The organism is Hamadaea sp. NPDC051192 (genome assembly GCF_040682475.1).
Lineage (GTDB): Bacteria > Actinomycetota > Actinomycetes > Mycobacteriales > Micromonosporaceae > Hamadaea > Hamadaea flava.
This window is the reverse complement of the sequence record NZ_JBFBAZ010000087.1, coordinates 21,335-34,396: the sequence shown is the minus strand read 5'-3', so window position 1 is coordinate 34,396 and position 13,062 is coordinate 21,335. Positions and strand designations below refer to the sequence as shown.

Genomic DNA, 13,062 nt, shown 5'->3' with positions numbered 1-13,062 from the left:
ATCCGGTCGGAGGGGGGCGGGAGGGGGGCGGGTGGGGGGTGGTTGGGGGGGTGAGATAGGAGCCGGCGTTATAGGGATGGGCGGCTGCGCAGGACCGCGACGAGGCCGGCCTGCACTTCTTCGACCGGCCGCTCCGGCGAGAAGATCAGCCAGTCGAGCGCGACGACGAGACCAGCCCCGAACAGCGCGGACGCCGAGATCCGAGGATCCATTTCCGGCGGGAAGTCGCCCGACTCCACCCCGGCTTCGAGCACCTCGGCGATGACGCTGATGGCTTGTTCGCGTACGAGGAGGATGGTCTGCTGCCATTCGCGGTTGGTCCGCCACATCTCGGCCAGCAGCAGTTGCGCGAACGCCTGATAGCGCTGGATGTACGACAACTGCGCGCCGATCAGCGCAGTGATCGCCTCTCTCGGCGGCAACCCCTCGATCGCCGTACGCGACTCCTCCGCGAGCAGCCCGACGCCGTACCGCAGCAGTTCCTCGTAGAGGGCGGTCTTCGACGCGAAGTTATAGAACACCGTGCCCTTGGCGACGCCCGCACGCTCGGCGATCTCGTCGACCGTCGTCGCGGTGAAACCCTGCTCGGCGATGAGCCCGACGGCGGCCTCGAAGATCTTCAGCCGCGTCGCGTCGCGCCGCCGGGTCCGCCCGTCGGCGGAGTTGCTGAGGGTACGCCGTTCCACGCCCCCAGTCTCACATGCCGCCGTCGCACCCCTTTCACTTCCGCCGCCGCTGCCGCCCGCCCCGCTGCCGCCGCTGCCACCGCCTCCGCTCGCCCCGCCGCTGCCGCCGCTGCCACCGCTCGCCCCGCTGCCGCCGCCGCTGCCGCCGCCGCCGCTCGCCCCGCCACCGCCGCTCGCCCCGCCACCGCCGCCGCCGCTGCCGCCGCGTTGATCATGGGCTTTGCCCCCTCGACACGCCGCCGACACCACAGTTAACTCCATGATCAACGGGGAGATCGGCGCGCGAGCGGGGGCGGGAGAGCGGGCGGGAGGGCGGGGCGGGAGGGGTTAGAGGGGTAGGACGGGGTGGAGGGTGGTCAGGGTGAGGCGGCGGGAGCGGCGGGCCGCGTACGCCGTCAGCGCGAAGCACCCGAAGCCGAACGCGGCCAGCACGGCGACCGCGGTCCAGACGGTGTCGAGCGGGCCGCCGACGGTCAGCCGCCGGAGTGCGCCGATGACGTAGGTCATGGGGAGCCAGGGGTGCATCGCCTGGAAGAACCCGGGTGAGGTCTGCACCGGATAGGTGCCGCCGGACGAGGTCAGTTGCAGCATGAGCAGGGCGAGTGCGACGAGGCGGCCCGGTGCGCCGAGGATTGCGCCCAGCATCTGCAGGATCGCGGTGAACGTCAGCGAGGTCAGGATCAGCAGTCCGAGCGTGCCCGCCGGGTGGACCGGGATCAGGCCGAGGGCGTACCGGAGGACCAGGTAGAGCACGATCGCCTGGGCGGTGCCGATGAGCGCGGCCGGCACATACCCGGCGTACGCCACGCGCCAGGTGGGAGCGCCGGAGACGGCATGCCGCCGGGTCAGCGGCCGGAGCAGCATGTAGGTCAGCATCGCGCCGACCCACAGCGCCAGGGCCAGGAAGTAGGGCGCGAATCCGACGCCGTAGGTGGCCGCCGCGTGCCGCGTGTCGCGCTGGAGCGCCACCGGGTCGCCGAGGACGCCCGCGCGGGCTGCCCGATCGTCGGCGTCGTAGCCGGGGATCTGCGACGCGCCGTCGGCGAGGCCGTTCGCCAGCCGCAGCGCGCCGGAGTCCAGCGTCGCGAGGCCCGTGGCCAGGCTGCGCGTACCGGCGGAGAGGTCGGCCAGCCCGCCGTCCAGTTGCCGGGCGCCGGACGAAAGCCGGTACAGCCCGCCCGACAACTGGTGCGCGCCGGCCGCTGCGGTGTGCGTACCCTCCTGCAATCGGGAAGCGCCACTCGCAAGCGCGGTGAGGCCGGCGGAAAGCTGGTCCACCTGGGACCGCGCGGCGGCGACGCGGTCCGCGAGGGTGGGCGCGGCCTGGGCCACGGCGCGGGCCTGCGCCGCGACGGTGCGCAACTGGTCCGCGAGCCGGTCCAGGTCCGCGGTCGCGAGCCGATCGCGCAGGTCGCGCGCGGTCTGGGTGGCCTCGGCGGCGGCTTGGCGGGCGGCGACGAAGGCCGCGTCGTCGGCCAGTCCCGGGGTCGCCGCGGCCAGCGAGTCGAGTTTCTGTTCGACCTCACTGGTACGCCCAACGGCGCGGTCGGCGACCGCCGGCAATTCGTCGAGGTGAGCGGCGATGGCGTCGGCCCCGGTCGCGATGGCCGTGGCCGCGGCCGCGATGTCGTCGGAGTGTTCGCGGAGCACCGGTTCGGCGGTGCCGGCCGCCTTGTCCACGAGCGCGGCGAGCTGGCGACCGCCCGCCGCCGCCTGGGCCGTACCGTCCGCGAGCTGGTCGGACCCGGCGGCGAGGGTGTCCAAACCGGACGCCAACTGGGCCGACCCCGAGGCGGCCGTGGCGGTGCCGTCGGCGATCTTCCCGGCGCCGTCCTGCGCCTGACCGGCCCCGGTCGCCAGCTTGCCCGCGCCCGCGTAGGCGTCGTCCGCGCCGTCCGCGAGCTGGGCCGCGCCGTCGGCCGCTTCGGCGGTCTGCGTCTTGAGGTCGGTGAAGCCGAGCAGCATCCGGTCGAAGTACTTCGCGGCGGCACTGCTCGCCGCGGCTGCGCGGATCTCGGTGAACGCGCTGCGGGCCAGCAGCCCGGACAGGTAGTTGGTGCTGTCGTCGCTGGTGACCTCCAGGCGACCCGCCGACGCCGTACGCCCGGCGTCGGGAGCGTCGGCCAGGTGCTGGGAGAAGTCGGCCGGGATCTCCAGGATCAGGTGGTACTCGCCGCTTTCGAGACCGCGTTCGGCGTCGGCGCGGTTGGTCGGGATCCAGCCGAAGACCTGGCGGTCGACGAGTTCGTCGGCGAGATCCTGCCCGGCGTGCACGACGTCGCCGTCGCTGGTCGTGGCCGCCCGGTCGGCCTGGACGAGCGCGACCGGGATGTGCTTGAGGTTGCCGTAGGGGTCCCAGAACGCGGCCAGGTAGAGCGCGCCGTAGAGCAGGGGGACGACGGTCAGGACCGCGAGCGCGGCGCGGGTCAGCCGATGCCGGCCGAATCGGCGCAGCTCGGAACGAGCAGGGCTCATCGGGTGATCTCCACGATCTGATCGGGGGCGTACGAGGTCGCCTCGCGCGCGGTGAGGACCACGGCCCGGCCGGTGGCTCGCAGCGCGGCGGCGAGGTCGCGTTGTTCGTCGAAGGTGAGCCCGAGGTCGGCGTCGTCGACGGCGATCACCGCCGGATCGGCGAGCAGGGCCAGCTCGATCATGAGCCGGTGCCGATCGATCGGCGTCAGCTCGCCGGCCTTCGTCGTGACGTCGAACGGCAGACGCCGGCCGGCCTGGTCGAGAGCGTGCTTGTGGCGTACGCGGCGAGCCCGGGTCGGCAGCCCGATCGGGCGCAGCAGCCGGAGACGTTCGTCGAGGTGCTCCCGGGCGGTCAGCATCGGCTCCGGCTCGTGTACGCCGGGGACCAGCCCGAGCGCGGTCCTGGCGCGGACCACGACGCCGTAGCGGTGCCGGAAGTTCCCCGTCAGGGAGAGCAGGGCGGCCGTCCGGCCGCTGCCGGGCGCCCCGGTGAGCACGACCAGCTCGCCCGGATAGACCTCCAGGTCGAACCGCCCGAACACCGCTCGACTCGTGTGATGACCGAGCCCGCGGGCCGCCAGGACCGGGGCGGGCACCGCGGGCTCGTCAGTCGTGTCCCCTGCATCGAGCGGCAGCGGTCCGGCCGTCGCGTCGTCCGCGCTTCCCTCATCGCACGTCGCCGGGTCGGTCAGGACCTCCGCAGTGTTCACTGCCGCTCCAGAGAATTAAAACTGACTGGTCGGTACAGAAACTTACAGCACGGTCGCCCGATTCGCCACTCTGAACCGGTAGTCAGGCCGTTGCTGCAGGTGAACATGCCCGCAGACCGATGTTTCTGAACGGTAACTTTCGACCGAACGGCTATGGCAGCAGGCCATTTCGCCATCAACACTGGGTCGGTGCCAGGCCGACACCGTCCACCGCGACGCCCCGTCCGCGCCGTCGCTCTCGTGACGGCTGTCCTTGCCGTGGTCGCCGCCAGCGCGTACGCGGCCGTGCGGTTGACCGACGACAACGCGAGCGGCTGCGCCCCCTCCGGTACGCCGATCCGCGTCGCCGCCGCGCCCGAGATCGCCGACGCAGTCCGGCAGACGATCAGCGGACTCTGCTTGTCCGCCGAAGTGACCGCGACCGACCCGGCTGACGTCTCGGCGATCATCGCGGGCCAGCGGAACGTCACCCTGGCCGGCGTCGGGCAGCCCGACGGCGACGCCAAGGCGCCCGACATCTGGATCCCGGACTCCTCGACCTGGCTGGCCCGGCTCTCGAACGCCTCCCCCACGCTCGCCGCGACCGACACCGTGTCGATCGCGCGCAGCCCCGTGGTGGTGGCGATGCCGGAGCCGGTCGCCAAGACGCTCGGCTGGCCGGCGGCCAAGCTGACCTGGCAGGCCCTGCTCCAGAAGATGACGACGGACACGAAGCTGCACGTCGGCACGTCCGAACCGGCCCGCGACGCGGCCGCCCTGTCCGGGCTGCTCGCCCTGGGCCAAGCCGCGTCGACGTCGGCGGGCGGGCAGACCGCCACGACGGCCGCCCTCCGGGCGCTGTCGGCCGGCCGGTCGGCGCTGCGTACGGATGTGCTCGCCCGGTTCCCGCGATCGGCCGAACCGGCCGCCCTCGCCTCCGGCCTGTCCGCCGCGCCGATGTCCGAGCAGGCCGTGCTGGCGTACAACGCGGCCAAGCCGCCGGTGAAGCTCGCCGCGCTCTACCTCGACCCCGCGCCGGTGGCGCTGGACTATCCGCTCACCGTCCTGCCCGGGGCCGACGCCGGTCGCAAGCAGGCCGCCACGCAGATCCGCGAGGCCCTGCAGTCCGACTCCTTCCGGTCGAAGCTCGCCGGAGCCGGCCTGCGCCTGCCGGACGGTACGCCGAGCACCGGGCTCACCCTGCCGCAAGGCGCCCCGACGCCGCAGGTCACGCCGCCGCCGAGCGCCACCCAGCGCGCCGCCGTGGCCGCCGGGGTCGACAAGGCGCTGTCCACCTGGATCGCCGTCACCCTCCCGGCCCGGATGCTGGCCGTCATCGACGTCTCCGGCTCGATGCTGGAGCGCGTACCCACGGCGGGCAACGCCACCCGGGAGCAGGTCACCCTGGAAGCCGCCCGGCGCGGCCTCGGGCTGTTCGACGACTCGTGGGCCGTCGGCCTGTGGACGTTCTCCACCGAACTCGAAGGCTCCAAGGACTACCGGCAGCTCATCCCGATCGGGCCACTGTCGACACAGCGCACGTCGCTGCTGGCCAAGCTGGAGGCGATCCAGCCCAAGCAGACCGGCGACACCGGGCTCTACGACACGCTGCTCGCGGCGTACCAGACGGTGCAGCACGACTGGGACCCCGGCCGGGTCAACTCGATCGTGATGATGACCGACGGCGACAACGACGACGACAACGGCATCTCCCACGCCGACCTGCTCGCCAAGCTCAAGCAGCTGGCCGATCCGAAGCGGCCGATCCAGGTGATCATCATCGGCATCGGGCCGTCGGTGAACGCCGCGCCGCTGAAGCAGGTCACCGATCTGACCGGGGGTGGCGTGTTCACCGCCAAGGACCCCGCGAAGATCGGCGAGATCTTCCTGCAGGCCATCTCCCTGCGAGCCGCCGGCCTCCACTGACCGGTTCGTTCGACCCACGGGGGTTGAGGCGAGGTCGCGCCGAGCACATAATGGAACACGTGTTCGGAAGATGTGCATGACCCCCGCCGAGCAGGAGGCGATCGAGCGGATCGCCCTCGCCACCGCCGCACCCTGGGGGTTCGCGCTCGGTGGCGGCCGGGCGCTGCTGGCTCACGGAGTCACCCGGCGCCCGAGCGAAGGCGTGGACCTGTTCACCGTGGACGACACGGCGGTCCGCCCAGCCGCGGAGGCGGTGATGGACGCGCTGGCCGACGCCGGGTTCTCGGTGTGGGAGGTCGGCGACGAGTCCGACCTGTTCGACGACTTGGCCGACATCCTCATCGAACTGGCGGTCATCGGCGACGACGGCGCTTCGACGCCGGTGTCGCTGGGCGTACAGCCGCGCTCGTTGCCTCCGGTCGACCTGGGCGCGGGTCCGGTGACCCCAGTGGAGGATCTGGCTGCCATCAAGGTCGCGGCCATGGTCAACCGGGCCGAGATCCGCGACTTCATCGACGTCGCCTCCTTCCTTCGGCGGTTCGACCGGGATCGGCTGCTCGACCTGGTGAACACCGTCGATCCAGCACTCACCGCCGAGGACTACGCGGCTTGCGTACGCCAGCTCGACGGCTGCCGGGACGAGCAGATTCGCCGCTATGGAGCCGATCCCGCCGGCGTACGCGCGGCGTTCGCGGACTGGCCGCGCGACTAACATGACGATGTGGAGACGACATTCCGGTCCGCCCGGTTCGCCGAGCTGACCGCGGCCACCCTCTATGACCTGCTGAAACTGCGTGTCGACGTGTTCGTGGTCGAGCAGGAGTGTCCCTATCCGGAGTTGGACGGGCGTGATCCCGAGCCGGGCACGGTGCACGTGTGGGCCGCCGACGAGACCGGCGAGATCCTGGGTTACCTGCGAATTCTCGACGACGGCGCGGAGCTGCGGATCGGCCGGGTGGTCACGTCGACGAAGGCACGCGGCAGCGGCCTGGGCGGCCGGCTGATGGAGCAGGCCCTGGCGGTCGTCGGCGATCGGCCCAGCGTCCTCGACGCACAGTCGCATCTCACGCGGTTCTACGAGCGCTTCGGGTACGCCGTGGCCGGGCCGGAGTTCGTCGAAGACGGGATTCCACATACCCCGATGCGGCGCGAAACACCGACACGGCACTAAACATCGATGCGATGCGTGGCACGTTCGCGGGAATCCCCGCCGCGCGCGCGGACGCCAGGTTAGCGTCGGAAGATCGAACGCTGGACGAAGTTTCTCTATCCGACCGCGATGATCGGACTGATCCTCGCGTACTGGCTCATACCTCCGATGCGGACCATCGCCTTGGTCGCTGTGGGTGTCGGTGGAGCGACCGCGATCCTCGTCGGCGTACGCCGTCATCGCACCGATCGCTGGCTGGCCTGGGTTCTGCTGGCGGCCGGCATTCTCATGATCACCTTCGGCGAGGCGATCTACTCGATCCAGGGACCGGCACGGAGCTTCCCAGGCATACCTGAGCTGCTGTTCGTGGCCGCGTACGGGCCGCTCTGCCTCGGCCTCATCCTGATGGGCCGCCCGCGTACGCTGTCGAACGATCTGATGCTGATCCTCGACACCATCGCGGTCGGGCTGGCCGCCACGCTGGTCGTATGGATCACCTTGGTGCGCCCGGCGGTGGTGAGCCTGCACCTGACCGGGTACGCCAAGTTGATCGTGGTCGCTGGAAACGTCGGGTACGCCGCCGTCCTTGCCAGTGCCGCGCTCGTGGCCGTCGCCTGGCGGGCCAACACGGCGCTTCGCGTCCTCGGCCTGGGCCTGATCGCGTTCCTGATCGCCGACTACGTCTACGGCACCGAGATCATCTCGGGCACCTGGACCCCGGGCGGGCTGGCCGATCTCGGCTTCCCCATCTTCTTCGCGCTCAGCGGGGCCGCCGCGCTGCAACCGTCGATGGCCGCGGTCGCCTCCCGCTCACATGCCCGCAATCAGCTCGGCGGGCGGCTGGTGATGGTGGCGATCGGGCTGCTCGTCGCGCCGACGACGCTGCTCGTGGCGGCCACCTCCGGCCCGGTCACGACCGGCTTCGCCATCGCTGTGACGGCGGTCGCGATCGGCCTCGTCATGCTCACGCGCATCTTCTTGTCGGCGCGTGCGTACCAGCAGAAAGCCGCCCGGGAGGCCAGCCTGCGCGTGGCATCGCGGGCGCTGATGCTCGCGACCGACCGCCCACAGCTCGAGTCAGGGGTGACCGCCGCGCTCCGACAGCTGGTCCCGACGGCGACCGCGCACATCCGCGAGCCCGGCGATCCGCCCGCCGAGGGCCTGGCGATGGCGTTGCAGGGCGGCGAGCCGCCCTGCGTACTGGGGATGATGGTCTTCCGGGGCCCGCCCGACCGGCTCGACGAGCTGACCCCCACTCTCCGGGCGCTCGCGGACCAGGCCGCTTCCGCCTACAGTCGCATCCGGACCGTCGAGAAGCTGGCGGCGGAGCAACGCGAGGAATACTTCCGCACCCTCGTGCACACCAGCACCGATGTCACGCTGATCAGCCGCGACGGCACCATCGAGTACGCCACCCCGTCGGCCCGGGATCTGTTCGGAGTCGACGTGGTGGGCGCGAACCTCGACGATCTCGTCGCACGATTCGACGGCGAGGGCTGGCCGGACACCGTCGAGGCGGAGGAGGGCGACGTCACGCTGTCCGACCGCAGCCTGGCGGTGCTGGTGCACCGGCGGGACCTCGCCGACGACCCGACCGTCTGCGGTGTCGTGACCACATTGCGGGACGTCACCGCCGAACGAGATCTGCGCCGCGACCTGGCGCATCAGGCGAGCCACGACGTGATCACCGGGCTGGCCAATCCACGGCTGTTCCGGCGCGCCCTCGCCGAGGCGGTACGCACCCCGGGCGTGGCCGTCATCCTGCTCGACATCGACGACTTCAAGCTGGTCAACGACATGTACGGGCATCCCGTCGGCGACTACCTGCTGGTGACCTGCGCCCGGCGGATCGAGTCCGCCATCGGACCGGCCGACCTGGCCGCTCGCATCGGCGGCGACGAGTTCGGCGTGGTGCTCGGCGACTGTCCCGACGTCGGCGTCGCCCGTGACGTCGCTCAGCGCCTGTCCGACCTGCTGGCGGAGCCGGTCGAGGTCGACGGCATGATGATCGAGTCCCGGGCCAGCGTCGGGATCGCGCACGCGGCCGGCGGCGGCGACGACAGCCAGCTGATGCAGAAGGCCGACATGGCCCTGTACGCCGCGAAGTCGGGCGGCAAGGGCCGCTGGCGGCAGTACGACGGGGAGATGAGCATCCCGGCCCGCAACCACGTCGAGGTCGGCCGCCGGTTGCGCGCGACCATGGAGTCCGGTGAGCTGACGCTGTACTACCAGCCGATCGTCGACCTGGTCACCGGGGAGACCGTGGGCGTGGAGGCGCTGCTGCGTCTGCAGGACGACGGCGATCCCATGCCGCCGCCCCAGATCGTCGCCGCCGCCGAGAGCACCGGGCTGATCGGGCAGCTGGGCGAGTGGATCCTCGACCGGGCGCTGGCCGACCTGCCGCAGTTCCAGCTGCCGGGCCGTGATCCCTGCTACGTCAGCGTCAACGTGTCCGCCCGTCAGCTTCGGCGGACCGACTTCTCGGCGACCGTACGCCGGGCGCTGAAGAGCAGCCGGGTAGACCCGCGACTGCTCGTCCTCGAAGTCACCGAGAACATCCTCATCGAGAACGACGACGAGCGGCCGTGGGCGTACCTGGACGAGTTGCACGCGCTGGGCGTACGCATCGCGATCGACGACTACGGCACCGGGTACGCCTCCCTCGGCTACCTGCGCCAGCCCAGCGTCGACATCGTGAAGATCGACCGGAGTCTGCTCACCGATCTGACGCCTCGGGCGACGCGCCTGATCGAGGGAGTGTCCTCGACCCTCCGCTATCTCGGGGTCGACCAGATCGCCGAGGGTGTCGAGACCGAACACGCGCGGACGATCCTGGTCGACGCCGGCTGCCCCTACGGACAGGGCTTCCTGTTCTCACCGCCGCTGCCGGTGGACAAGGTCGTCCGCTGGCTGCGACTGCCCGACGTCACGGCAGGTTCGTGATGATGTCGGCGATCTCGCGACGACGGCCCGTGTAGAACGGGACCTCCTCGCGGACGTGCCGCCGAGCCCGCGACGCCCGCAGATCGCGCATCAGGTCGACGATGCGGTACAGCTCGTCTCCCTCGAACGCCAGCATCCACTCGTAGTCGCCGAGGGCGAACGACGCGACCGTGTTGGCCCGCACATCCGGGTAGCCGCGCGCCATCCGGCCGTGCTCGGCCAGCATCTCGCGCCGCTCCTCGTCGGGCAGCAGGTACCACTCGTAGGAGCGGACGAACGGGTAGACGCAGATGTAGTCGCGTGGCTCCTCGCCCGCCAGGAACGCCGGGATGTGGCTGCGGTTGAACTCGGCCGGGCGGTGCAACGCCGCCTGCGACCACACCCCGGTCAGGTTCCGGCCCAGCGCCGTCCGCCGGAACAGCGAGTACGCCTCCTGCAGCGCGTCGGCCGAGGACGAGTGCCACCAGATCATCAGGTCGGCGTCGGCCCGCAGACCCGACACGTCGTAGGTGCCCCGGATCGTGACGTCCTTCTCGGCCAGCCGGTCGAACAGGCCGGTGACCTCGGAGATCACGTCGTCGCGCAGGGTCGGCAGCGGGCTGGTGGCCTGGAATACCGACCACATCGTGTAGCGGATGGTCGAGTTCAGCTCGCGCATCCGGGCGGCGTTGGACTGCGCCGGCTCTTCGGTCACTACGACCTCTTCGGTGGTCTGATCGGTCACGATACGAATTCTCCCAGATCAGCGGCGGCTTTCTCGCCGGAGGCTATGCAGACGGGGATGCCGACGCCGTCGAAGGCGGCCCCGGCCAGGACGACGGGCTTACGCCCGGCGCCGAGCAGCGCCCGAGCCTCGGCGACTCGGTCGACGTGCCCGGGGGCGTACTGGGGCAGCGCACCGCCCCAGCGCGTCACTCGTACCGCCGAGGCAGCCGGCAGCGGGCCGACCACCTTGGCCAGGTCGGCCTGGACGGCCGCGCCGAGGGCCTCGTCGGTCATCGCGAGCGCGCCGACGTCGCCGTACCGGCCGACGGAGACCCGGACGGCGGCCTCGGGCTCGCCCGCGAGGTGCTCCCATTTCCGGGAGAAGAACGTGGCGGCCTTGATCGAGAGCCCCTGGTCGGCGGGGACCAGGAAGCCGGTGAGCGCCGGCAGATCCGCCCCGGGCAGCCGCATCGACACGAGGCCGATGCTCGCGTAGTCGAGCTCGCCGACCAGGTCGGCGACCGCCGGTGGCAGCAGCGCGGCCGCGGGCTTGGCCGGGCAGGCCAGCACGTACGCGTCGGCGTCCAGCTCGTCGAGCGCCCGCAGCGGAGTTCCATAGTGGATGGCGACGCCGAGGTCGAGCAGCCGGTGGGACAGCGCCTCGATCAGCCGGGACAGTCCACCTCGGAGGGTGCCGAAGACCGGGCCGCCCGCCGACCGCTTGACCAGCGAGGCGGCGACGCCGTCCCGCAGGGTGTGCGCCGTCTGGAGGGCCGCGTACAGGTTGGGAATGGTGGCCTGGAGCGACAGGAGGTCGGCGCGTCCGGCGTACACCCCGCCGAGGAGCGGGTCGACCAGGTGCTCCACCACTGCACCGCCGAGCCGCGACCGGACCAGCTCGCCGACCGCCACGTCCTGCCCGCTCAGCACCGGTACGCCGAGATCACGATCGTCGTCGGCGAGCGTCGCGACGCCGTCCAGCGCGGCCGAGAACCCCGGTACGCCCATCAGCGTGCCCGTCGGCATGGGATGCAACCGGCCGTCGACCCACAGTCCCGCCGCACCCAGCGCCGGATGCACCAGCCGGTCGCCCAGCTCCAGGTCGGCGACCAACCGGGCGGCGCCACTGGGGCCGCCGTCGGGCGTACGCATCAGGAACTGCTCGGCGCCGGTCTCGATCCCGTCGCCGGCCGTCTGGATCTTGCCGCCCAGCCGTGCGGTCGCCTCGACCAGGGTCACGCGTACGCCGGACTCGGCGAGCCGCAGCGCGGCGGTCAGCCCGGCGACGCCACCGCCGACGACAACGACGTGCCGTGTGCTCATCGCACGCTGATCTTGTGGACGAGTTCCACGATCCGGGTCAGCACCGCCGGATCCGCTTCGGGCGGCACGCCGTGCCCCAGGTTGAAGACGTGACCGGGGGCGTCTTCACCTTCGGCCAGCACCCGGCGTACCTCGTGGTCGACGACTTCCCACGGCGCGCTCAGCAACGCCGGATCGAGGTTGCCCTGCACCGCTCGCGTTCGCGCCGGACCCGGTTCACCGCCGTCCAGCCGCAGGTCCGCGACGTTCACCAGGGCGGCGGCCTGGTCGAGCGGCGTACGCCAGTCGACCCCGACGACGTCGGCGCCCGCCTCGGCCATCGCCGTGAGCAGGTGAGCGGTGCCGACGCCGAAGTGGATCCGCGGCACCACCGGGCCGACGTCCTGGAGGACCGCCGCGGAGTGCGGCAGCACGAAACGCCGGTAGTCGGCCTCGCTCAGGGCGCCGGCCCACGAGTCGAACAGCTGGACCGCGCTCGCCCCCGCGTCGATCTGCACCCGCAGGAACGTCGAGGTGATCTCCGCGAGCCGTTCGGCCAGTCCGTGCCACAACTGCGGGTCGCCGTGCATCAGCGCCTTGGTCTTGGCGTGCGAACGCGACGGGCCGCCCTCGATGAGGTAGCTGGCCAGGGTGAACGGCGCCCCCGCGAAGCCGATCAGCGGGGTGCCCTCCAGCTTCGGGATGAGCAGCCGGATCGCTTCCTCCACAAAGGAGAGATCGGCGTCTTCGGCGCGGCCGACCCGGGCGAGGTCGGCGCTGGACCGGATGGGCTCGGCGACCACGGGACCGGTCCCGGCGACGATCTCCACACCGACACCGGCCGCCGCGACGGGCACCACGATGTCGCTGTAGAACACCGCCGCGTCCACGCCGTGCCGGCGTACCGGTTGGAGGGTGATCTCGGTGACCAGATCCGGGCGGCGGCAGGTCTCCAGCATCGACAGGCCGGCCTCGGCCCGCAGTTCGCGATATTCGGGCAACGACCGCCCCGCTTGCCGCATGAACCAGACCGGAGTGTGTTCGACCGGCTCGCCGCGGCACGCGCGGACGAAGACGGAGTCGGTCGGGTCAGCTGCAATGCTGGTCATTCCACAGATCGTGCCACGTTTCTCCCCCGCCGCGACCGGTGGGGGCGCGCGCTGAGGAGTACGCCACTGAAGAGCGT

At 71.6% G+C, this 13,062-nt stretch carries 10 protein-coding genes; 4 read left to right on the top strand and 6 right to left on the bottom strand.

Annotated features, from left to right (window positions below):
- Positions 1-68 precede the first annotated feature (68 nt).
- From AB0M47_RS28870 to AB0M47_RS28860, 3 genes are all read right to left on the bottom strand, one after another.
- Positions 69-686 carry a TetR/AcrR family transcriptional regulator gene (locus AB0M47_RS28870; RefSeq protein ID WP_363419564.1) on the bottom strand — a complete coding sequence of 206 codons (618 nt, stop codon included), beginning with the start codon at positions 684-686 and terminating at the stop codon, positions 69-71.
- A 327-nt stretch (positions 687-1,013) separates the two neighbouring features.
- On the bottom strand, positions 1,014-3,161 hold the full coding sequence (locus tag AB0M47_RS28865; protein ID WP_363419562.1) for a YhgE/Pip domain-containing protein: 2,148 nt from the start codon (positions 3,159-3,161) through the stop codon (positions 1,014-1,016).
- A complete protein-coding gene (locus AB0M47_RS28860) occupies positions 3,158-3,871 on the bottom strand; it encodes an ATP-binding cassette domain-containing protein (protein ID WP_363419560.1) in 714 nt (237 codons plus the stop codon). Before AB0M47_RS28860 ends, AB0M47_RS28865 begins: the two co-directional genes overlap by 4 nt.
- Positions 3,872-4,111: 240 nt before the next feature.
- Between AB0M47_RS28860 and AB0M47_RS28855 the strand changes: the two genes are divergently transcribed.
- The 4 genes from AB0M47_RS28855 to AB0M47_RS28840 all read left to right on the top strand — a co-directional run bounded on the left by AB0M47_RS28855 (position 4,112) and on the right by AB0M47_RS28840 (position 9,869).
- Positions 4,112-5,776, top strand: coding sequence for a VWA domain-containing protein (locus tag AB0M47_RS28855; protein ID WP_363419558.1), 1,665 nt, complete (start codon positions 4,112-4,114; stop codon positions 5,774-5,776).
- Between the two features lie 76 nt (positions 5,777-5,852).
- On the top strand, positions 5,853-6,488 hold the full coding sequence (locus tag AB0M47_RS28850) for a nucleotidyl transferase AbiEii/AbiGii toxin family protein (protein ID WP_363419556.1): 636 nt from the start codon (positions 5,853-5,855) through the stop codon (positions 6,486-6,488).
- Positions 6,489-6,497: 9 nt separating this feature from the next.
- Positions 6,498-6,947: a GNAT family N-acetyltransferase gene (locus tag AB0M47_RS28845; protein ID WP_363419554.1), complete on the top strand. Its 450-nt coding sequence runs from the start codon at positions 6,498-6,500 to the stop codon at positions 6,945-6,947.
- 108 nt (positions 6,948-7,055) lie between these two features.
- Positions 7,056-9,869, top strand: coding sequence for an EAL domain-containing protein (locus AB0M47_RS28840; protein WP_363419552.1), 2,814 nt, complete (start codon positions 7,056-7,058; stop codon positions 9,867-9,869).
- On the opposite strand, the gene hemQ is transcribed toward AB0M47_RS28840, so the two are convergent.
- The 3 genes from hemQ to hemE are packed head-to-tail and all read right to left on the bottom strand — an operon-like array spanning position 9,853 to position 12,985.
- On the bottom strand, positions 9,853-10,563 hold the full coding sequence (hemQ, locus tag AB0M47_RS28835) for a hydrogen peroxide-dependent heme synthase (RefSeq protein WP_363419568.1): 711 nt from the start codon (positions 10,561-10,563) through the stop codon (positions 9,853-9,855). The genes AB0M47_RS28840 and hemQ overlap by 17 nt on opposite strands.
- A gap of 26 nt (positions 10,564-10,589) precedes the next feature.
- Positions 10,590-11,897, bottom strand: coding sequence for a protoporphyrinogen oxidase (gene hemG, locus AB0M47_RS28830; RefSeq protein WP_363419550.1), 1,308 nt, complete (start codon positions 11,895-11,897; stop codon positions 10,590-10,592).
- Positions 11,894-12,985, bottom strand: coding sequence for a uroporphyrinogen decarboxylase (gene hemE, locus AB0M47_RS28825; RefSeq protein ID WP_363419548.1), 1,092 nt, complete (start codon positions 12,983-12,985; stop codon positions 11,894-11,896). The genes hemG and hemE overlap by 4 nt, the downstream gene beginning before the upstream one ends.
- Between the last annotated feature and the right edge of the window lie 77 nt (positions 12,986-13,062).